Genomic DNA, 20680 nt, shown 5'->3' on the forward strand with positions numbered 1-20680 from the left:
CGGTCACAGCACCATGGACGGCACCGGCCAGCGGTCCATCAGGTACGGCGCCCACCAGTCCTGGCCGCCGAAGGTCAGGAGGAGGCGTTCGGCCCGCAGTGCCGCGAGGACCTCCGGATCGACCGCCTCCGGCTGCTGTTTCTCCAGGAGGGGCACCGCCTCGGCGTACTCCGGCCGGATCAGGTCGTAGCGCTGCAGAACGCCGTCCCTGCGGTCGCGGACCTGCACGAATCCGGGACCCCGGCGCCACACGCAACGGCCTATGTAGAAACGGGAGTTCCACTGCGCGAGGCGCTCGGCGGACCGGGGGCCGTCCAGGGAGAGCGGGGGCTGGAGGTGGGACAGGTCATGCGCCGTCAGCGCGGGCAGGGCCCGCCGCCCCGCGCGCAGATGCCAGCGCACCAGCAGGCCTCGGGCGGTGGCGATCCGGACGAAGTCCAGCGCACGCAGGTCGCGCGGGCCGGGGGAACGCAGGGAGACGGGCTCGTCGAGCGCCACGCACCGCACACCGCTGCCGTAGAGGTCGTGCACCCGGTCGCCGACGGGCCCCTGCGGCCGCGCCGCCGCCACCGCGGTCAGGAGATCTTCACGCATGCCGGCTCCTCGGCCAGTTCCAGGGCCAGTTCGGGTCCGCCGGTCCTGTCCGCCTCGCGCCGGATGCGGCAGATCAGCTGGTTCTCGTGGTCGGTGGCGAGATGGACGGCCCGGTCGTTCTCGATGAAGACCAGCCCCAGGCGGCGCCATTCGGCCAGCAGCGACTCGACGCGTTCCCGGTCCCAGGGCGTGCCGGACTGCACGGTACGGCGCACGAGCTGGTCGACGGACCGGGGGTCGTGCAGCGCCCGGAAGAGTTCGGTCTCCGTGGCGTCCCGCAGGGTCAGGGTGCGCCAGGCGAAGTGCGGCCGGGAGTTCGACAGCTGGATCCGGTCGCCGAGGTCGACACAGGACAGGTGGCTGTGCAGGTAGTTGTCGGCCCACTCGTCCAGCGCGCGGGTGAGCTGCTCCGCCACCTTGGCGTCGATACCGCGGTCGGTGGTCTCGAACAGGTAGGCGAGGTCCGTCAGTTCGGATTCCGGCAGGTCGTATGTGACATAGTACTGCTGGTGCGGACGCCGCTCGGCGAAGCCCAGCTCGGGCCGGTCGAAATAGGGGCTGAAGCGTTCCAGCGCGATGCGGTTGACCCCGTTGGAGGGGTGCAGGTGGTGCAGCGCGGGGAACTGTTCGATGAGCGGCAGGTAGTCCTCGGCGGTCTCGCCCGGGAAGCCGTACAGGTAGTTCCAGGCCACGGAGAGGCTGTTGCTCTCCGCGTCCCGCAGGAACCGCACGTTGTGGGTGCCGCTCACGCCCTTGTCCATGATCTTCAGCACGCGGGTGCTGAGATTCTCGATGCCCGGCTGGACGCTGACCACCCCCGCCCTGCGCATCCGGCTGATCTGCGACAGCTTCATGTTCGACTTCACCTCGTACTGGATGCGCAGGTCGAACGGGGCGTCGGCGAGCCGGTCCAGGACGGAGTCGAGATAGGACATCTCCAGGATGTTGTCGACCGCGAAGAAATCCAGGACGTGGTGGCGCTCGGCCAGCGTGAGGATCTCCTCCAGATAGGTGCGCGGGCTCTTGCTGCGGAACGTCATCGCCGAGCCGTTCAGCCCGCAGAAGGTGCAGTGGTGCTTCTCGCCCCACCAGCAGCCGCGCGCCCCCTCCACGGTGAGCACCGTCTCGTACCAGGACTGCACGCGGGAGCGCCGCAGCCGCTCGAAATAGGGGTCGTAGTCGGGTGAGGGGATCTCGGACGGCGCGAGGAGCCGCTCGGACGCCGGATTGCTCACGCTCCGGCCGGCGGCGTCGCGCCGGCACAGGCCCGCGATGCGGGAGGTGTCACCTTCGTGGTCGCCCTTGAGCGCCGCGACGAGTTCGGGGAACGTCCGCTCCGCCTCGCCCCGTACGACGTAGTCGAGGAAACCGAAGTTGCGGTGCAGAGCCTCGCCCTGCGGGCCGTCGCAGTTGGCGCCGCCCATGACGGTCCTCGTGGCGGGCGCCAGTTCCTTGATCCGGCGCAGCAGGGCGAGCGAGGCCACGTTCTGCTGGAACGTCGAGGTCGCTCCGACGAGATCGGGGCCGTCGGCGACGATGCGCCGGGCCAGCGCGTCGATGAAGGCGGGTACGGTCCGGTGCAGCCGCAGGGACGCCGCCATCTGGTCGGCGGTCATCCTGTCCTGGAACGCGCGGGTGAACTCGTCGACCCGCCAGGACGGGTCGTCGTAGAGAGCGGAGGAGAACACCCAGTCGCCGCATCCGAGGAAATAGCTGTGCAGGGAGAAGAAGCTGAATTCGGCGGCTCCCAGGCCCCCTTGCTCGACCATCCAGTCGGCGAAGTCGATATTGGCGTAGACGGTCTCGGTCGCGACCTCGGGATGGGTCTTCGCGATTCTTCTCGAGAGAATGCCGAGTGCCAGTGACGGAGTCGCCGTGGTGGCCCACGGCATGCAGACCAGAGTGATCTTCATGTGCTCCCCAGCGTGATCGGGCGGAGAGATTCAGAACTTGACCGTCACGGCGACCATGATCGCGGTGAAGGTCGACTGGGTGCTCTGCTGGTGCTGGTCCTGCGGGTTGTTCTCGACGACGGTCTTCTCCACGGTTTCAGCTCTCCTCGTTGCTCGTTGTCCGCCGGCTCTCCGGGGTGGGACGGCGCTTCCGGTGCGACCTGGGCCCGGCCGCACCGGAAGTGCCGGGCGGCTCCGGCGAAGGGCGGCCGGCGTCAGAACTTGATGGTCACACCGACCTCGACCTTGACCGCTTCCCGTTCGTTGCTCTGCGGGTCGCTGGTAACGACGGTCTTCTCCATGGCGTTCCTCCTCTCGGCCGTTTCCTGTGCCGGCACGCCCGATACCGGACGGCCGTACCGGCACGCCGTACATCGTCGGCTTCAGCCTGATGCGCCCCGGCCGCCTTGTCGCGACCCGTCCCGTTCAACGGACCGGGCATTGACGCGCCGTATTCCGACGCCCCTGGAAACCGCCGGACCGGCGAGACCGGCGCGGGGACGAGACGGTCCGCTGAAGCCCGTGAGGCTCCGCCCCGCGCTCCTGAATCCGTTCCGGTAGATCTTCCGGTGGTCCGTCCCGTTCTTCTTCCTGGTGCCCCTACCCGCCCCGGTGTTCTTCTGTACACGGTCAGGCGGCCGCCCCTCCTCGTCACGTGCAGGAAGGTGCCCCGCAGGGCCGACGCCGGAGGCTGCCCGACATGTACCCGAGAGCCCCCGGTCGCACGAAAGCCCTCCGGGAGTGAGCGGCGCGCACCGCACCCCTGATGCGGTGCCCGTGTCGCCGTGAGCCAGGACCACGGACGAGGGCTTCACAGATCTGACGCCGAGAACGGAGAACCATGCGGACTCCCGCACAGCAGCACGGATCGACCACGGTCACCACGCGAGGCCACCAGCTCAGGCGCGTCGCGGTCGCGGCCGCCATCGCGGCCGGAGCGCTCCTCGCCTCACAGGCCACGGCCACGGCCACCGCCGCCACCAGCTCCCAGAGCGTCTCCTCGCTCGGTTCGGCCGACGCGCCGAGCGGCCCGATAAACCTGTACAACCAGTGGACCAAGAAGTGCGCGGACCTTCCCGGCTACGGGGCGGTTCCGGCCAACACCCTGGTCACCCAGTTCACCTGCAACTTCTCCGACTCGGACAACCAGCGGTGGAAGATGGTGCCGACGCGCACCGTCGGCTCGCTGAGCCTCTTCCAGTTCGTCAACACCAAGAGCACCCTGTGCCTCGACCTGCCCGGCTACGGTGCGGCGCCGTCGAGCTCGGCCGTCAGCGTCTTCGGCTGCAACTCCGAGCCCTCCCGCGACAACCAGGAATGGTGGCTCAACGACGTCGGCGCAACGGGGGACTACCAGATCGTCAACTTCCAGAACGGCGCCTGCCTCGATGTCAACGGCTGGGCAGGTGACAACTCCGACTTGGCCGACAACACCCAGCTGACCGTCTTCCCCTGCTTCAACGCATCGTGGGGCAACAACGGGTGGGACGATCACCTGTGGAACCTGCGCAGCTCGTGACGGACAGGATCCCCGTACGGACGCCGGGAGGTGTCCGGTCCAGGCGTCCACAACCGCATCGCGACCGCCCGGCGGACCGGTGCCGGGGGCTCAGGGCGGTCACGAACCCGCGCTGAGCACAGTGCGGCGCTACGGCCAGGGCCGGGCCCGGACCTCTCGCACCCGGAGGTCCGGGTCCGGCGGCCCCTACCGGGGGTGGCCGGCTCCGGCCAGGCGCACCAGTTCCGCCCTGCCGGGCACCCCCAGCCTGCGGCCCACCTGCTCCACCAGGCCGGTCACGTCCTGCGGAGTCAGCAGCAGGGCCTGCGCGACCTGGCGGTCGCTGTGACCGGCGCCGACCAGCTCCACCAGCCGGTGCTCGGTCGGTGACAGGTTCGGAGCCGGGGCCGGCGCGGGTTTCGGGTGCACCCCCAGCCCGGCCAGCGCCCGCCGTACCCGGCCGGCCAGGAGGACGCTGCCGCAGGTCTCGGCGAGGTCCAGTGCCCGGGTGAGCACCCGGCGGGCCTGGTCGGCCTCTCCCCTGTGCGACAGCGCGACGCCCAGCTCGTACCGGGCGCGGGCCAGTTCCAGGCGGGCCGGAGACCGCTCCAGCACGGCGACGGCCTCGCGGAGGAGGGCCTCCCCCTCGGCGCCGCCCGTGACGACGCCCAGGCAACGCGACGCCAGGCCGATCACTCGCCCGGTGCCCCAGCGGTGGGCCAGCTCCAGTTCCTCGGTGGCCAGTTGAAGCGCGTCGGTGCGCTGTCCGAGCGCCAGGTGCAGCAGCGCCGCCTGCGACCGCCAGGGCGCCCCGGTCAGGTTCGTGACCCGCGTCCGCTTCTCCTGCGCTCCGTATTCGAGCAGGACCGTGAGGGCGGCGGCCGCACTGCCCTGCGCGGCGTACGCCCGGCTGCGGGCGAGGAGCATCTGCCCCTGCCAGAGCCAGCCGGCCCGGTCGGTGTCGGCGTCCGGCACCAGCACCCGTGCCGCCGCGGCCGGGTCGCCCCGCTCGATCAGCGATTCGCCCACCTGGGCCATCAGCGCCAGCCGTGCCCGATGCTCCAGGCCCTCGCCGGCCGCGGCGGCGGGGTGTCCGAAGTCCGGGGTGAGCGCGAGCTGTCGGCCGCGGCGCGCGTGGACTCTGAGCTGCCAGACCATCGCCGTCGACACCATGAGGAACACGCCCCACCGCGCACCGGTGCCGGCGATCTGGTCGAACCGTGTCGTCGCGTCGTCGAGCCGGTCGGTGGTCATGTAGACCATCCCGGCCAGGCTCACGAGCAGCTGCGACTGGTCCATGGCCGCCAGCCCGCCGCGCAGGGCCCGGTCGAGGAGGCCGCTGGTGACCGTGGCGCCGGCGTTCCCGGCGACGGCCGAGGCGGCCAGCGCGGCCAGGACCGCGCACTCGCCCGGGGTGTCACCGGCCAGCTTGTGACCCCACAGCCGGTCGGCGAGCCGCCGGGCCGTGGGCAGGGTGGACAGCTGGTCGTAACCGATCAGGAGCAGCTGGGCCTGCAGGAACCAGGACACCTCACGGGCCGCCCCGGTGCCGTCGTCGGCCTGCCGCAGGTCCTCCACCGCGCGGGTGAGCACCTCGACGGCGTCCGCGTGCTCATGTTCGAGGAACAGCGCGTTGGCGAGCAGATAGGCCGCATGGGCGCGGGAGTACGGGTCCGTCAACGCGGCCGAGGCCTGCGTCAGACGGTGCCGTGCGGCGCCGGTGTCGAGCTGTAACTCGTCCTCGCCCAGCTCCAGCAGCAGCGGACCGCGTTCCTTGCCGGACATCGGCTCCCGCAGCGCCCGGCGCAGATAGCCCGCGGTGATCTCCGGGGCACCTCGGCCGCGCGTGGCCCGCGCCGCCTGCCGCAGGGCCTCGACCCGCCAGGCCTCGCCGCTCGGTTCGGCCGACAGCAGGTGGGCGGCCACCCGCTCGACGGCCGCTCCCTCGCGCCGCAGCAGTTCGGCCGCCCGCGCGTGTCCGGCGGCCAGCTCCACCGGTCCGACGACGGTATCGGCGATCGCGGCACGGACCAGGGGATGACCGAACCGCGCCGGCTCACCAGGTGCCAGCACACCGATCCGCCGCAGCCCGCGGCCGTGCTCGCGGGCCTGCGCCTCGCCCGACTCCGCCAGTTCGGCCAGGAGATGCCAGTCGGCCCCGTCCCCCAGCACCGCCAGGGCCCCGGCCAGACGCCGGGCCGGCTCCGGCTGGCCCGTCAGCCGTTTCACCACGGTGTCCGCCAGGATCCGGCCGCGGAACTCGCCCACCAGATGCGCCTGGTCGTCGAGCGGATCGACATCGTTGTCGGCCAGGGTCCGCAGCAACTCGCGCAGCAGCAGGGGGTTTCCCTGGGCCGCCTCCGCGCAGGCGGCGACGAAACGCGGTTCGGCGTCCTGGCCCAGACTCGCCCGCACCAGCCGTCCCACGCTGTCGGCGCCCAGCGCCGGGAGCCCGACCGGCAGGCAGTCCGGCTGGGCGCCGATCCGCTCCAGCAGCGGCTCGGCCCGGGTCCCGCTGTCCGGTCGTGCCGTCAGCACCAGCAGCAACGGCAGACCGCGCAGACGCCGGGCCAGGTACTCCAGCCACCGTAGGGACGGGCCGTCCGCCCAGTGCGCGTCGTCGACCACCAGGGCGACCGGCCCGTCGTCCGTGACATGCACCATCAGCCAGTACAGGCTGTGCAGCACGCCCGGTGCCGCCTCGGGCGACAGCCCTCCGCCCGCGTCGGCGCCGGCCACCCCCAGGGCATGCGACGCCGCCTCCGCCGGGCCCGACAGCAACCGCTCCCGCCCGGCACCGCCGGCTCGGGCCAGCAGCGGCTCGGCCAGCTGCCGCAGTACCGAGAAGGCGAAGTCCTGCTCCAGCTCTCCCCCGCTGCCCCGCACCACCGTGATCCCCCGCGACTGCTCGGCCGCCGCCCACGCGTTCACCAGGGAGGTCTTCCCCATCCCCGCGCCCGCCCGCACCAACACCACCGCACCCCGGCCGGCCCGGGCCTCACCGGCCGCGCGTTCGAGTACCGCCAGCTGGCCCCGGCGGTCGAGCAGACCTGATTCCGTCGCACCGTCAGCGGCCGGAGGACCGCCCTGCCGACCGGAACGGCCGGCGGCCAGCAGCGCGGCGGCATCGGCGCCGGCCAGCCCCAGCGCCGACACCAGCAGCTCCACCGTGCGCCGCTGCGGCCGCTGCCGACGGCCCCGCTCCAGATCCCTGATCGACCTGGCCGCCAGCCCGGCGGCCTCGGCGAGCTCCTCCTGCGTCAGCCCCGCGGTCCGGCGTAAATCCCGCAGCATCTCGCCAAACGTCATCACACGCCCCCAGGGCAGAACAGGACGCCGACCACAGGGAAACGGTGACGGCGTGTCGTCGCGCCACTACTGATCACCAGTGACGGGGCAGGACCCTACCGGGGGGACCCCCGGCCCGCCAACGCGACTCACGGCACCCGGGCTGCACGGGGCGATTCGGCGAACTCCCTTTCCCTGCCGGGGAGTTACTTCAGCGCGTGGCCCGGGTCGCCTCCGATCGCCGGGCGCGCAGTCCGGCTATGTACGCCTCGTAGTCCGCGGCCTTCCGCTGGAAGCGGACCGGTGTGGTCGGATGGGTGTAGATCATGAACCGCTCGTCCCGGACGGCCCGGAGCACGGTGTCCGCCACCTCCTCGACGGTGATCGCGTTGCCCAGCAGGTACGGAGCCGCGTCGAGGATCGGGGTGCGGACCGCCTCCGGGCAGAGCACCGAGGTACGGATGCCCCGGTCGGCGTAGGTGAACGCGAGCCATTCGGCGAACCCCACCGCAGCGTGCTTCGAGGCCGCGTAACCGGGGCTGGTGAGTTCGGTGAGCAGTCCGGAGGCCGAGGCCGTGTTGAGCAGATAGCCCTCGCCCCTCTCCAGCATGTGCGGCAGGACGTGCCGGGCCGCCCAGACATGGCTCATCACGTTGACGGCGAACACCTTGTCCCACACGCCCTGGGGGGTCATCGGGTCCATCTCGTGGCCGATCCCGGCGTTGGAGCAGAAGAGGTCGATACGGCCCTCGTGGGCGAGGACGTCGGCGACGAGCCGTTCGATGTCGGCTTCCTTGCCGACGTCGGCCCGGACGTACCGGAGTCCGGCGGTCGCGGCCGGAGCCTGCGCCGCGAGGTCGGAGACGACGACCCGCGCCCCCTCGGCCGCGAACCGGGTCGCGAGGCCCTGGCCGATGCCACTGGCGCCGCCGGTCACGACGACGGTCCTTCCGTTCACGTCCACTGCGGGCTTCCTTCGTCCTGGTTGCGGTCGGGCTGGGTACGGGGTGCGGTGTGCGCGGCCGCCACCAGGGCGGAGACGCCGTGGACGATCGCGTAGAAGCCGAAGAGGGTGGCCAGGGTGAGGACGCCGACGTCGGGACGGACGGCGAGGACGACACCGAAGGCAAGGGTGGCCAGGCCGCTCAGGATCCACATCGCGCGGTTGCCGGCGGGCGCGCCGCGCCGGAAGGCGAAGCCGATCTCGAACAGGCCGGCGACGACCGCCCAGACCGCGATCCACACGGCGAGCGCCAGGGCGGTGATGCCGGGCCACACGAGCGCGGTCACTCCGGCGGCGAGCGAGACGAACGCCAGCAGGAGACGGCCCACGACGGGTCCGGCGCGGTCACCGCGGAACGCGACGGCGGCGTCGTTCCCGGCGCTCATGAAACAGTTCACGGCGAACAGGATCACCAGGGCGCCGACGGTGATGCCCGGCCAGACGACCGCGGTCAGGCCGAGGACGACGGCCACGACGCCTCTCCAGGCGTAGGGGGAGGACCACACGTTTCTTCTCCTCGTGGGGATTCATGACTGGACCCGCGGCCGAACCGGCGGATCTCACCAGCGGCCGTCGGCCAGGTATTCCAGGCCGTTGACGCCGGGCAGGAAGACGTGTTCGCCGCCCTTGGTCACGACGAACGCGGGCAGGCCGCGCAGGCGGCGCCGCACCGGCCTCGCCGCGTAGCTGAAGTCGGCGGCGGCGACGTGGTTGCCCGCGAGCGGGTCCTGGTCGGCGCCGGCCGAGATGAAGTCGCCGTCGTTGACCCACTGGGACTGGACGAACTCGAACTGCCGGGCCGGGTCGGCGTTGGCGAAGGCCAGGACCACGCCCCGGTCGACGCCGTCGTCCTCCAGGACGCCCTCGGGGAGCATCGGGCCGTAGGCGGCGCCCCGGCGCAGGAGCTGGTGGAGGCGGACGTCGACGATGGTGTCCTTGAGCGCGTCCCGCGGGTTGACCCGGCGGATGTGGGAGGCGATCGGGGTCCGCAGACCGCGCGGGTCGTCGTCGTAGTAGGCGAAGTCGTTGAGCCGCTCGGGCTCCACGGTCACGTCCTTGTCCGGCGACAGGGCCAGCGGGCAGCCACTGCGCCAGCGGCCGGCCATCTTCGCGGCGAGCAGTTCGGCGCCGTGCTCGTCCGCGGACCGCGCCGTCAGGAAGCGGCGGAACTCCGCGACCTTCTGGTGGAGTTTACGGATGGACAGATACGTGCCGTTGCGCCACAGCTCCTCGGGGCCCGGGCCGGTGGCGGTCCGGCCCAGTTCGTTGACGTAGCCGAGGACGAACTCCCCCGGTTTCGCGAGGCTCTGGCCGCGCCTCGGGGTGCCGCCCTGGCCCTCGATGTACGGGCGGCTGATGCCGTCGGCGTAACCGAAGTGCTCGCGCAGGTTGTCCGGGGTGCGGATGTCGAGACGGCTCACCCGGCGCACGGACGGCAGGTCCTCCTGGGCGCCGTGGCCGATCGCCAGCTTCTCGGCGAACGCGGTCTCGTCCGGGGCCATCAGCAGCACCCCGATGTCGAAGGAGCCGTGCTCGGGCAGGTCCCAGTTCGCCGGGTCGCTCTCCCCGATGTCGCCCAGGAACTCCTTGCGGGTGCGCATCGGTTCGCGCAGCTCGCGCGGGAAGCCGTCGAGGATCTCCTGCGGCAGCCCGATGCGGGCCAGGCCCGGGTGGGTGAGGACGACGTTGAGCCAGGCGCCCTGGGCCGGGTGCTCCCAGCCGGCGGCCGTGGTCACGTGGGGCAGCAGCCGACGCAGCATGGCGCGGCCCTCGGCGGCGTCGCCGACCTCGTACAGCAGGTAGGAGCCGAAGTACGGCAGCGGCCGTTCGCGCAGGATGGTGCCCTGGATCCGGTCCAGATCCAGGGCACCGACGGCGTCATTCGGCCGCATCGAGAACCTCGGAGAGGGCGTCGCTCAGACGCTTCATGCGCTTGACGTCGTGGACGCTGCTGTCCGAGGTGGCGTGGAAGTACAGGTCCGCCGAGTAGGAGCGGGAGATCACCAGCTCCGGGGTGCCCGGGTCGTCGTAGCCGTTGTAGCCCTCGACTATCTCGCCGAAGATCTCGTCCAGCCAGGGCTGGGCGCGGCCGATGTCGGCGAGGTAGGGCTTGAAGTCGCCGTCGTAGACGAGGGTGATGAGCATCCGGGTGTCGTTGTCGAAGAGCAGGATGCGGAAGTTGTCGACCGTGCCGACCTTGGTCTCCCAGTAGCCGGCCTGGGCCTGGATGCTCGCCACCCGCTCGCGGAAGATCTTCGCCCCGTTCGGGGTCAGCTGCGTGATGATGGTGAGCTCGCCCTTCTTGCCGATGCGCCGGCCCGGGCCGTCGGGCTGGTCGCTGATGGGCTGGGCGTGGGCGTAGCGCTCGTCGGTGGCGTCGATGGCCGGGGTGGTGGCGTCGGTCATGGCGTGCTTCTCCTCGAAGGCTGCTCGCAGCCGTGGTACGTGGATGGTCCGGGTCACTTTTTTCATGGGCGTGTCACTCGTAGTGCTTGGCGAACGGGCAGGTGTGCCAGCCGCCGGTCCGGTAGGCCGCGGAGACCTCGTAGACCCCGCGGCGGGCCTGGAGGATGGGGTCGTCGTTGAGCTCGATGCCGTCGGTGACCTTGGTCGGGTCGTGGTTCATCACGGGGTCGCCGAGCTCTTCGGGCGTCGTGGGTGCGCTGATCTGGAGCGTGCCGACGGTCACCCGCTCCCGGTCCTCGGGCCACAGGGCGGTCGGGTCGTCGAGGGGGTCGCCGTCCTGGCCGATCTCCAGGACCAGGTCGAAGCCGACCGGGCTGGCCGCCAGGCGCTCGTCGAACTCGTCCAGGAGGACCTCGCGGTCCATCGCCGCCAGCTCCTCGACGGGCCGGCCCTCGACCCCGGCCCGCGGGATCCAGTGGCAGCGGACGTTGGTGAGGACGTCGTCCTCGGTGAGGTAGCGGAAGACGTGCACGGCGTGGAACTCGCTGTGCGCGAAGCTGGTGGGAGCGAGGGACGCGGCGCGCATCCGCAGGACGTTCGCGACCTCGGGGTGCTTCGCCAGGAAAGGGCGCAGGGCGGCCTTGTCCAGCGGGCCGCCGGGCTCCGGCGGCGCCGCCAGCGCGATGGCTTCGAGGAGGTCCTCGGGGCTGCGGGCCGGAAAGAGGAGCTGGCTGAGCATCACCAGGTTGGTGGTGCGGCCGTTGGGCAGGTAGAAGCGGGTGGCCATGCCGACGGTGGCGCCGAACGGCGCGTCCGGCCTGCCGCCGCCCTTGGAGAAGCGCACCGAGGCCGGGATCAGGTCGCCCTGGAGGTGGGCGGCGCGGGTGTAGTCGCGGGCGGCCGGCAGGGCGCGGAAGGCGCCGCGGTAGATCCGGCCGTCGGCGTGCAGGGCACGGTATCCGGGATGGAAGCCGAAGACTTCGTGGGCTCCGTCGACCAGGGCTTCCGCGTGGTCGTACTGGCTGAGTTGCGCCATGGGCACCTTCCGATGTCGCTGGGAACGCCCTCATCGTGGGCCGCGGCGGCCGCCGTCCGGATGCGTCAAATGACGATGAGCTGCGGCGGCTCCGCCGCGGGCACGGCATCGTCGGATGACCGAGGCGGGCGGGGCGCGGATCGGGCAGGGTGGAGGAGGCGCGTCGCGCCGGCCAGGGGGCCGGAGAGGCGTCAGAGCGCGTGCGGCCGGTCCCGGTACTCGCGTGGGGTCATGCCGTACGCCTCCTTGAAGGACCGGCCGAACCGGGAGGCGTCGGTGAAGCCCCAGCGGTGGGCCACGGCGGCGACGGTGTCACGGCGGGCCCCGGGCGCGGCCAGTTCCCGGCGGGCCCCTTCGAGGCGCTGCCGGCGGATCCACTCGCCGGGGCTGACGCCCTCGCGGGCGAGTACGGCGTAGAGGTGGCGCAGCGAGATGTGGTGGGCCTTCGCGACCGCGCCCGGTGTGAGGTCACGGTCGGTCAGATGGCGCCGCAGGTACTCCAGGATGCGCGGGCCGAGGGTCTCCTCGCGGGCCGCGCGGGCCGCCACCTCCAGGTCACAGGCGTCGGCGATCACGGCCCGGACCATCTCCAGGGTGGTCGCGGCCAGGTGCTCCGCCGCCGGGCCGGTGTGCAGGTCGGGGACGGCCGCCAGCCGGGAGAGGTAGGAGACGCCGAGTGCCGCGACCGAGTCGCCGTCGCCGAGCACGCGCGCGGTGACGTCGCCGAGCACGGCGTCCGGCAGGCCCAGTTCGGCCACCGGTATCCGGAAGAAGTGCGTGTCCACCCCGCCGTCGAAGAGCAGGGTGTACGGGCGCCGGGTGTCGTAGAAGCCGAGGGTGCCGGGCCGGATGGTGGCAGCCCTGCCGTCCTGGACGACGCTGCTGGTCCCGACGTGCTGGAGGCTGAGGAAGAGACAGGGCTCCCAGTCGGCCGCGGCCAGCCGCAGGGACCGCTCGACGGTCGCCGGGCTGGCCCGGACGGTGCTGAGCTGGACCCGTCCGATGCCGGTGATCGACACCTCGCAGTGCACGTCCTCGGGCCGTTCGGGCAACGCGATGTTCACCGGTACGACGCGGTCCCGGATCGTCTGCCGTATCGCCTCGGCCCGGTCGTCGACGGTGTACGTCGAGGTGCTCCACTGCGTCTTCATGCGTTCCGGGGAGCGTAACCGACCGGGATGACGCGCGGGGAGGCCCGTGTGCGCACGCGGGCGGCCGGTACGTACGCCGGCGGCCGGTGTGCACGGTACGCAGACGGCCGTGCACGCAGCGCCGGTTCCGGTGCCGTGCCGGGCGCCTATTCTCGGGACGGGCCGCGCCCGCCGTGGCCGGCGTCGACCGTTCGAGCAGCCCAGAGGAACCGATCATGACGGCCGTGACCTTCGACGTGCGGGACCTGGCCCCGGCGGACCGGGCCGAGGCGCTCCGGGCCGCCGTCGGACCCTCGGTCCTGTGGGTCGACGTCGACCACCACGCCGCCGGCGCCATCGCGGCGCGGGGTCTCATCCGCCAGGTCGGAGGGCTCACCCAGTTCTCCGCCCGGACCACTCCCCTGACCGTCCGGCGCACCCCGCGGCAGACCCGGGACGGCTCCGAGACGCGGCTCGTCCTGGCCGTGCAGCGGTCGGGCACCGCCACGGTCGTGCAGAACGGCCGTGAGGCCGTCGTCCGCCCCGGCGACCTGGTCCTGGTGGACAGTTCACGGCCCTTCACCGCGGTCAACGCGAACGGAACCCACCATCACTACTTCTGCCTGCCGCGTGCCGGTCTCGCCCTGCCCGACCGGCTGCTCGGGCGGATCACGGCGACCCGGCTCGGGCCGGCCAACCCCGTGGCGGCCCTGGCGGCGGCCCATCTCTCGCGGCTGGCCGACTCGCGCGCGCTGCCGGAAAGTCCCGCCGTACAGCGGCTGGACCGGTCGACCGTCGAACTGGTCCGGGCGGTGATCGCCACCCAGCTGGGTGCGGCGGACCTGGCCCGCGGTCCGCTGGAGGACACGCTGGCGCTGCGGATCATGGAGCATGCACGGCGCCGGATCGACGATCCCGCGCTGAACGCGGTGCGGATCGCCGGGGAGTTCGGCATCTCCGTCCGGCGCCTGTACGCCGTCCTCGCCCGTTCGGACATCGAGCTGGGCGACTGGATCCGCGCCCGCCGGCTGGAGGCGTGCCGCGCCGACCTGGCCGACCCGCACAAGCTCCGGCAGACAGTGGCCTCCGTGGCCCGCGGTCACGGCTTCACCGACGCCAGTCACTTCGGGCGGCTGTTCAAGGAGACCTACGGCATCCCGCCGGGCGAATGGCGCGCACGGAGCCGCCCGGCCGACGGCACCCGGGCCTGAACGGCCGGGCGGGCGGAAGGAGTCCCATGTCTCCCGACATGTTTCACGGTGTGCGTCACGAACCGTTCCCGGCCGGCGCCCGGTTCCTCGGCCGTACCGCCGAACTGGCCGCCGTGCGGGACGTCGTCGGGCGGGCGGACGGCGGCGACGGCGGGGTGCTGGCGGTGCGCGGTGAGCCCGGCGTCGGCAAGACGTCGCTGTTGCGGACCGCGCTGGCCGTGACCGGCTCCGCCCGGGTGAGCCGCATCGCGGCGATCGAGTCCGAGTCGGACCTGCAGTACGCGGGACTGCAGCTGCTGCTGTCGCCGTTCATGGCCGGTCTGGCCGCCCTGCCCGAGCCGCAGCGCCGGGCGCTCGGCACCGCGTTCGGCCTGGAGTCCGGTCCCGCGCCGCAGCGTTTCCTGGTCGGCCTCGCCGCGCTCGGCCTGCTGGCGGAGGCGGCGGCCGGGCAGGCCGTCGTCTGCGTAGTGGACGACGCCCAGTGGCTGGACAGGGAGTCCGCGGACGCCCTCGCCTTCGTCGCCCGCCGCATCGGCTCCGGCCGTATCGCCCTGCTGTTCGGCATCCGCGACCCCGACGGCGACGGCGGCCCGGTCTTCGCCGGGCTGCCGGAACTCCGCCTGGAGGGGCTCCCGGCGGACGTCGCCAGGGACCTGATCAGCGGTGCGCACATCGACGACCGGGTCGCCGAGCGGCTGGTCGCGGGCACCCGCGGCAACCCGCTGGCCCTGCTGGAACTGGCCCGGGAACTGTCGGCCGAGCAGCTGACGGGCGCGGCGGCGCTCCCGGACCCGCTGCCGGTGGGGCGCCGTCTCGAAGAGGTCTTCCGGCGCCGGGTCGCGGCGGTCCCGGCCGCCACCAGGACCCTGCTGCTGGTGGCGGCCGCCGAGACCTCCGGGGACTCGCACCTCGTGTGGCGGGCCGCGGGCAGGCTGGGTGCCGGCCGGGCGGCGGCCGTGGTGGCCGAGGAGCGGGGGCTCCTGGTGCTCGGGCAGGGGGTCGGGTTCCGGCATCCGCTGCTGCGCTCGGCGGTCTACCACGGTGCGTCGGCCGAGGAGCGCCGGCTGGCCCACGAGGCACTGGCCGCCGAGGAGGACGACCCGGACCGCCGGATCTGGCACCGGGCCTTGGCCGCGGTCCGCCCCGACGAGGACCTCGCCCATGACCTGGAGCAGTCGGCGCGGCGGGCGGTGGACCGCGGTGGCTACGCCGCCTCGGCGCGGCTGCTGGGCCGGGCCGTGGAGCTGACCGCGGACGCGGCGCGCCGGCCCGGCAGACTGCTGGCGGCGGCGCGGGCGACCCTGGAGACCGGCAACCCGCTCGCCGCCGAGGCCATGCTCCGGCAGGTCGCCCCGCTGCCCGGGGCCGGGTCCGGGCGGGCCGAACGGCTGCGGCTGCTGGCCGCGATCCGGTTCGCCCAGGGCCAGGTACGGGAGACGGTCCCGCTGCTGCTGGAGGCGGCGGAACTGCTGCTCCCGGACGACGGACGGGCCGCCCGCGACACGCTGTTCCAGGCGCTGGAGGCGGCCACCTGGACCGGCAAGGCCGAGATGACGGCGGTGGCGCGGGCCGTACGCGCGCTGACACCCGCCGCCCCGGAGTCCGCCCACCCGGACTCCGTCCACCCGGAGCCCGTCCACCCGGACTCCGCCTCCCCGACCGACCTGATCAGCGCGGCGCTGACCGCCCGGCTGCTCGACGGTCCCGAGGCCGCCTACCCTCTCTACCGGCAGTGCGTGCGGAGCCTGCTCGGCAGCGAGGACCTGCGCGGTTTCAACCTGGGCAGTGTGCTCGCCGGCGAGATGTGGGACCTGGAAGGCCTGCTGGCGCTCACCTCGCGCTGGGTCGAACTGGCCCGGGCCCGGGGCGCGCACGGCGCCCTGTCGCTCGCGCTGCTGCTGCGGGCCATACCCGAGCTGTGGCGCGGCAACTTCACGGCGGCGGCGGAGTTCGGCCGGGCCGCGGCCGACCTGTCCGATCTGACGACACGCCAGCAGGGCCGTACCGGCGGCGGTTACGAGCTGCTGTACTGCGTGACCGGCCCCGAGCAGGCCGCGCGGGAGGCGGCCGGGGCCCACATCCGGGAGGCGACGGCTGCGGGCCGGGAGCACTACGGCGCCCTCGTCCCGCACCTGGCCCTGTGCCAGCTGGAGGTGGCACTCGGCGACTACCCGGCCGCGCTGACCCACGGACGGCGGGTGTTCGGCGCCGACACCCCCGGGCCGACCAGCGCGAACGTCCTCCCGGAACTGGTCGAGGCGGCCCAGCGGTCCGGGGACCCGGAGACCGCGCGGGCCGCCCTGGCCCGGCTGCACACCGTGGCGACCGCCAGCGGCACCCCCGTCGCCCTGGGCCTGCTGGCCCGCTCGCGCGCGTTGGTCGCGGACGACGAGGAGGCCGAGAAGCTGTACCTGGAGGCGATCGAGCACCTGGAGGCGTCCGCGGCCCGGCCGCAGACGGCCCGCGCGCACCTCGTCTACGGCGAGTGGCTGCGCAGGCGGCGCCGGCGGCGGGAGGCGCGGGAGAGTCTGCGGACCGCTCTCGCCCTGTTCGAGGCCATGGGCGCCGAGTTCTACATCCGCCGCGCCCGCACCGAACTGGCCGCCACCGGCGAGCGGTTGCGGCACCGCCCGGTGGGGTCCGCCGTCCAGCTCACTCCGCAGGAGGCGCGGATCGCCCGGCTGGCCGCCGCGGGCGCCGCGAACCGGGACATCGCGGCGCAGCTGTTCCTCAGCCCCAGCACCGTCGAGTACCACCTGCGCAAGACCTTCCGGAAGCTGGGCGTGACGGCCCGGGGGCAACTGCGGGACGCGCTGGCGGAACTCGTGGACAGAGATGCCGAAGGTGACAGGGGTGCCGGGCGTGCCGGGGACGGTCCGGGCGACGCGGGCGGGTCCGGGGCCCGGGGGCCGTAGGAGGGGCGGACTACGGGTCTCAAGGATTCGGCGGGCCCGGCCCGGGACCTACGGTGACGGCACCTGCCTCTTCCGGCCTCCCCCGGCTTCCCCGACGAAGGGATCACCATGTGCGGTACGGGCCCCGCCGTTCACGAGCCGATACCCAGGCCCCGCCGCAGGGACTCCTGGTCGACGAACTCGTACTGCTCGACGATCGCCCCGGCCCGCCAGCGGCAGACCGTGGTGAACGCGACGTCGAAGGTGCCGCCGGTCGCCACCGCCGCGGTCCCGTCGGGGAGCCGTACCGGCCGCGTCACGCGTCCGCGCAGCCGGGCGACGGTGCAGGTCTGGTCGCCGTGTCCGAACGCGGCCACGTAGGGCTGGGTGACCACGTGGTTCTCCGGGAAGAGGGTGCAGAACTCCCGTGCCCGGACGACGTGTTCGGCCCGTCCGTGCGGTTCTTCGTCACCGGCAGCCCAGGCCGTCAGGTCCGGGGCGAGGAGCGCTTCGTACGCATCCCAGTCGCGTTCGTTCCACGCGTCGTCGATGGCCCGCATCCGGGCCAGGTTGGAGATCATCTCGGCGCCCTGCCGCCTTTCGTAGCCGCTCCGGTGCACCGGGACCGGAGCACCGGGAGCCATTCCAGGGCCGGGCGACCGCGTCGGGCCATACGTCACCTGACGGTCCGTCCGCCGTCGCCTTCCCGGCGGCCGCTGAGCACGGTGAGGAGCCTGCATGTCCATCGAGCAGTCGTCCGGGCCCTGGCCCGCCGGCGGGGATGCCGTCGGGCTGCTGGGGCGATCGGCGGAACTGGAGTTCTTCGCGGAGCTGCGCCGGCGGCCGGCGGACGGGGGCGCGGGGACGGCCGTCCTGCTGGAGGGCCCGGCCGGCGTGGGGAAGACCGCGCTGCTGGAGGCCGCCGCGGACGGGGCACGGGCCTCGGGGTTCCGGGTGCTGCGTTTCGCCGGCGTGGAGTCCGAGGTCACGCTGGCATACTCCGGCCTGCACCAGCTGCTCTTCGGCATGCGCGACGGCTTCGACCGGCTGCCGCCGGGGCAGCGCGCGGTACTGGAGGGGGTCCTCGGCAGCTCGGTGGCCCAGGCGCCGCCGGAGCGTTTCGCGGCCTCCGTCGCCGTACTCGAAGCCCTGCGGCGCACGGCGGAGGACGATCCGGTCCTCGTCGTGATCGACGACGTCCAGTGGCTCGACCGGGCGAGCGGCGACGTCCTGGAGTTCGTGGCGCGCCGGCTGTCCGGGCTTCCGGTGGACCTGCTGGTCGCGGGCCGGGCGGGCCATGCGCACGCGCTCGACCGGCACGGACTGCTGCGCCGGCGGGTCGAGGCACTGGACGAAGGGTCCGCCGCCGCCCTGCTGCGGGCGGCCCACCCCGGGCTGGCCCCGCACGCCGCCGAACGGCTGCTCCAGGAGGCCGCGGGCAATCCCCTGGCGCTGCTGGAGCTGCCGGCCCTGCTGACCCGGGAGCAGTTCACCGGTGCCGCACCGCTGCCGCTGTCCCTGCCCGTGGACGACCGGCTGGAGGCGCTCTTCGCTCCGCGGCTCCGTGAACTGCCCGCGGCCACCCTGGAGTTGCTGCTGGTCGCCGCGCTGGAGGGGACCGGCGGGCTGCGCACGATCTGGGCGGCGTATCCGGGCGGCATGGACGGGGCCGACGCCGCGCTGCCGGCCGCCGAGGAGGCGGGCCTGGTGCGGGTGGACGCACGGGCGGGCCGACTGGTCTTCCGGCATCCGCTGGTCCGCTCGGCCGTCGTACGCACCTGCCGGCCCGGTCGGCGGCGGGCGGCGCACCGGGCTCTGGCCGAGGCACTGGAACGGGACCCGGAACGCCGGATCGGGCACCTGGTCGCCGCCTCCCTGGGGCCCGAGGAGCCCCTCGCGGCCGACCTGGAGCAGGCGGGGCACGCGGCCCTGGGGCGCGGCAGCGCCGCCCTCGCGACGACCGCGCTGCGCCGGGCCGCGGAACTCAGCCCGGAGCCGGCCGAGCGCAGCCGGCGGTTGGCGCACGCGGCCTACGCCGCGGCCCAGTCCGGCGCCCTGGACGTCACCGCGGTCCTCGTCGACGACGGGTACGGGGAGCGGGCCTCGCCCCAGGACACCGCGCGAGCCACCCTGGCCAGGGTGTACGCGCTGCTGGAGACGGACGGGGACGCGACGGCCGCCCACCGGCTGCTGACCGGCGTGATCGACGGACTCCTCGCCGCCGGGACGGACGGCGCCGGGACCGGTAGTGCCGGGACCGGTAGTGCCGAGACTGCCGGCGCCGGGACCGATGGTGCCAGCCGGCAGCCGTCGCCCGCCGCGGTCCGCGAGGTCGTCGGCGAACTGCAGTTCCTGCTCACGCTGGTGGCGTTCTACGCCCAGCGCACCGATCTGTGGCCGGAGGTGCTGGAACGCTGCCGGGACGCCCCCGACCCGGTGCGGCTCTACTGCCTGGCCTTCGACGCCCCGCAGGAGCGGGCCCCGGAGGTCCGGCGGCGGATCCGGCGGGCGTTCGCCGCCCTCCCGCCCGACGCGGGCCCCCGGCCGGTCACCCAGCTCTCCATGCTCAGCGTCTACTTCGACGAGGCCTCCGAGTACCGCGAGCACTGGATGCGGGTCGCCCGGCGCTCCCGGGAGGGCGGCACCTTCGTGCAGTGGTCGTACGGCACCATCCTCCTCGGCCACGAGGCCTTCTTCGCCGGCCGTTTCACCGAGGCCGAGGCGCTGGCCCGGGAGGGCCTGGCGATGGCGGAGGAGCTGGGGCACCGCCTCGCGGGGTTCCGGCTCGCCTCCCAGCTCGCCCTGGTGGCGGCCGTCCGGGGCGACGCCGAGACCGTCAGCACGCTCACCCGCGCCATCCTCGCCTGGAGCGAACCGCGCCGGCTGGGCCTGCTCCAGGTGTCCGCCCGGCAGGCCCGTGCGCTGCTCGCCCTGGGGCAGGGGGACTACGAGACGGCGTACCGGGACTGCGCGCTGGTCGGCCCGCCCGGAACCCTCCCCCCGCTCAACCCGCGCGCGATCTGGTCGGTGTACGACCTGGTGGAGGCGGCCGTGCACACGGGCAGGACCGCCGAGGCACGCGTCCACGTCGCGATGGCGCGGAGCGCGTGTCTCGGTGAACTCTCGCCCCGGCTGGCGCTGCTGACGCACGCGGCGGCGGCCCTCGCCGGTCCGGTGGAGACGGCCGAGGCCGGATTCCGGCGGGCGCTGGCGGTCGCCGACGTCCACGCCCCCTTCGACCGGGCCCGGGTCCGGCTCGCCTTCGGCCGCTGGCTGCGCACCCACGGCCGCGACCCGGAGGCCGCGCGCGAGCACCTGGCGGCCGCACTGCACACGCTGGAGGAGCTGGGCGCCGCGCCCTGGGCCGCCGCGGCCGGTACCGAGCTCGCCGCCCTGGCACCGCCCGCGGAGCCGGAACCGCTCCTGCTGACGCCCCAGGAACTCCAGATCGCCGATCTGGCGGCCACCGGACTCAGCAACAAGGAGATAGGCGCCCGGCTCTACATCTCCCCGCGCACGGTCAGCACCCACCTGTACAACATCTTCCCCAAGCTGGGCATCCGCTCCCGCGCGGCGCTGCGCGACGCCCTCGGAGCACAGGCCCGGGCGGAGGGCGGCGGGGAATACGCCGAATACGTAGACAGACCCGTCATCTGACGGTCGCGGCC

General features: G+C 73.5%; 15 protein-coding genes. 4 read left to right on the plus strand and 11 right to left on the minus strand.

Annotated features, from left to right (window positions below):
- Nucleotides 1-3: 3 nt before the first annotated feature.
- The 3 genes from ACFZB3_RS39350 to ACFZB3_RS39360 all read right to left on the minus strand — a co-directional run bounded on the left by ACFZB3_RS39350 (nt 4) and on the right by ACFZB3_RS39360 (nt 2884).
- Nucleotides 4-594 (minus strand): DUF5825 family protein, encoded by a 591-nt coding sequence (locus ACFZB3_RS39350; protein WP_391385341.1) that lies wholly within the window; start codon nt 592-594, stop codon nt 4-6.
- The gene (locus ACFZB3_RS39355; protein ID WP_391385345.1) at nt 576-2507 is read right to left on the minus strand and encodes a RiPP maturation radical SAM C-methyltransferase; all 1932 of its coding nucleotides are present in this window, start codon (nt 2505-2507) and stop codon (nt 576-578) included. Before ACFZB3_RS39355 ends, ACFZB3_RS39350 begins: the two co-directional genes overlap by 19 nt.
- A 254-nt stretch (nt 2508-2761) precedes the next feature.
- The gene (locus tag ACFZB3_RS39360) at nt 2762-2884 is read right to left on the minus strand and encodes a hypothetical protein (protein WP_391385348.1); all 123 of its coding nucleotides are present in this window, start codon (nt 2882-2884) and stop codon (nt 2762-2764) included.
- 503 nt (nt 2885-3387) lie between these two features.
- On the opposite strand from ACFZB3_RS39360, the gene ACFZB3_RS39365 reads away from it, so the two are divergent.
- Entirely contained in the window at nt 3388-4065 is a 678-nt protein-coding gene (locus ACFZB3_RS39365; protein WP_391385351.1) for an RICIN domain-containing protein, read from the plus strand.
- Between the two features lie 186 nt (nt 4066-4251).
- On the opposite strand, the gene ACFZB3_RS39370 is transcribed toward ACFZB3_RS39365, so the two are convergent.
- The 7 genes from ACFZB3_RS39370 to ACFZB3_RS39400 form a co-directional block, all read right to left on the minus strand.
- The gene (locus ACFZB3_RS39370; protein WP_391385353.1) at nt 4252-7353 is read right to left on the minus strand and encodes an AAA family ATPase; all 3102 of its coding nucleotides are present in this window, start codon (nt 7351-7353) and stop codon (nt 4252-4254) included.
- A gap of 190 nt (nt 7354-7543) precedes the next feature.
- Nucleotides 7544-8296, minus strand: coding sequence for an SDR family NAD(P)-dependent oxidoreductase (locus ACFZB3_RS39375; protein ID WP_391385355.1), 753 nt, complete (start codon nt 8294-8296; stop codon nt 7544-7546).
- Complete coding sequence (locus tag ACFZB3_RS39380) at nt 8287-8841, minus strand: DUF308 domain-containing protein (protein ID WP_391385358.1); 555 nt, start codon at nt 8839-8841, stop codon at nt 8287-8289. The genes ACFZB3_RS39375 and ACFZB3_RS39380 overlap by 10 nt, the downstream gene beginning before the upstream one ends.
- A gap of 54 nt (nt 8842-8895) precedes the next feature.
- The gene (locus tag ACFZB3_RS39385; protein ID WP_391385360.1) at nt 8896-10227 is read right to left on the minus strand and encodes a Dyp-type peroxidase; all 1332 of its coding nucleotides are present in this window, start codon (nt 10225-10227) and stop codon (nt 8896-8898) included.
- Nucleotides 10214-10741 (minus strand): hypothetical protein, encoded by a 528-nt coding sequence (locus ACFZB3_RS39390; protein WP_391385362.1) that lies wholly within the window; start codon nt 10739-10741, stop codon nt 10214-10216. The genes ACFZB3_RS39385 and ACFZB3_RS39390 overlap by 14 nt, the downstream gene beginning before the upstream one ends.
- A 73-nt stretch (nt 10742-10814) precedes the next feature.
- Nucleotides 10815-11777 (minus strand): catalase, encoded by a 963-nt coding sequence (locus ACFZB3_RS39395; RefSeq protein ID WP_391385364.1) that lies wholly within the window; start codon nt 11775-11777, stop codon nt 10815-10817.
- A gap of 191 nt (nt 11778-11968) precedes the next feature.
- Nucleotides 11969-12928, minus strand: a complete 960-nt coding sequence (locus ACFZB3_RS39400) for a helix-turn-helix domain-containing protein (protein ID WP_391385366.1) — start codon at nt 12926-12928, stop codon at nt 11969-11971.
- A gap of 215 nt (nt 12929-13143) precedes the next feature.
- Between ACFZB3_RS39400 and ACFZB3_RS39405 the strand changes: the two genes are divergently transcribed.
- Together ACFZB3_RS39405 and ACFZB3_RS39410 are read left to right on the plus strand one after the other, a co-directional pair.
- A complete protein-coding gene (locus ACFZB3_RS39405) occupies nt 13144-14118 on the plus strand; it encodes a helix-turn-helix domain-containing protein (protein ID WP_391385369.1) in 975 nt (324 codons plus the stop codon).
- 50 nt (nt 14119-14168) lie between these two features.
- Nucleotides 14169-17033 carry an AAA family ATPase gene (locus tag ACFZB3_RS39410; RefSeq protein WP_391385373.1) on the plus strand — a complete coding sequence of 955 codons (2865 nt, stop codon included), beginning with the start codon at nt 14169-14171 and terminating at the stop codon, nt 17031-17033.
- Nucleotides 17034-17164: 131 nt separating this feature from the next.
- Here the strand turns inward: ACFZB3_RS39410 and ACFZB3_RS39415 are convergent, their stop codons facing one another.
- The gene (locus ACFZB3_RS39415; protein WP_391385376.1) at nt 17165-17593 is read right to left on the minus strand and encodes an ester cyclase; all 429 of its coding nucleotides are present in this window, start codon (nt 17591-17593) and stop codon (nt 17165-17167) included.
- A 157-nt stretch (nt 17594-17750) separates the two neighbouring features.
- On the opposite strand from ACFZB3_RS39415, the gene ACFZB3_RS39420 reads away from it, so the two are divergent.
- Nucleotides 17751-20669, plus strand: a complete 2919-nt coding sequence (locus ACFZB3_RS39420) for an AAA family ATPase (protein WP_391385378.1) — start codon at nt 17751-17753, stop codon at nt 20667-20669.
- The last annotated feature ends 11 nt before the right edge of the window (nt 20670-20680 follow it).

This window comes from Streptomyces sp. NPDC008092 (genome assembly GCF_042957285.1).
Taxonomy (GTDB): domain Bacteria; phylum Actinomycetota; class Actinomycetes; order Streptomycetales; family Streptomycetaceae; genus Streptomyces.

What these genes read in the sequence shown, in the direction of transcription:
- ACFZB3_RS39350 (WP_391385341.1), bottom strand. Translation starts at nt 594, where the DNA reads ATGCGTGAAGATCTCCTGACCGCGGTGGCGGCGGCGCGGCCGCAGGGG.
- ACFZB3_RS39355 (WP_391385345.1), bottom strand. Translation starts at nt 2,507, where the DNA reads ATGAAGATCACTCTGGTCTGCATGCCGTGGGCCACCACGGCGACTCCG.
- ACFZB3_RS39365 (WP_391385351.1), top strand. Translation starts at nt 3,388, where the DNA reads ATGCGGACTCCCGCACAGCAGCACGGATCGACCACGGTCACCACGCGA.
- ACFZB3_RS39370 (WP_391385353.1), bottom strand. Translation starts at nt 7,353, where the DNA reads ATGACGTTTGGCGAGATGCTGCGGGATTTACGCCGGACCGCGGGGCTG.
- ACFZB3_RS39385 (WP_391385360.1), bottom strand. Translation starts at nt 10,227, where the DNA reads ATGCGGCCGAATGACGCCGTCGGTGCCCTGGATCTGGACCGGATCCAG.
- ACFZB3_RS39390 (WP_391385362.1), bottom strand. Translation starts at nt 10,741, where the DNA reads ATGACCGACGCCACCACCCCGGCCATCGACGCCACCGACGAGCGCTAC.
- ACFZB3_RS39395 (WP_391385364.1), bottom strand. Translation starts at nt 11,777, where the DNA reads ATGGCGCAACTCAGCCAGTACGACCACGCGGAAGCCCTGGTCGACGGA.
- ACFZB3_RS39400 (WP_391385366.1), bottom strand. Translation starts at nt 12,928, where the DNA reads ATGAAGACGCAGTGGAGCACCTCGACGTACACCGTCGACGACCGGGCC.
- ACFZB3_RS39405 (WP_391385369.1), top strand. Translation starts at nt 13,144, where the DNA reads ATGACGGCCGTGACCTTCGACGTGCGGGACCTGGCCCCGGCGGACCGG.
- ACFZB3_RS39415 (WP_391385376.1), bottom strand. Translation starts at nt 17,593, where the DNA reads ATGATCTCCAACCTGGCCCGGATGCGGGCCATCGACGACGCGTGGAAC.
- ACFZB3_RS39420 (WP_391385378.1), top strand. Translation starts at nt 17,751, where the DNA reads ATGTCCATCGAGCAGTCGTCCGGGCCCTGGCCCGCCGGCGGGGATGCC.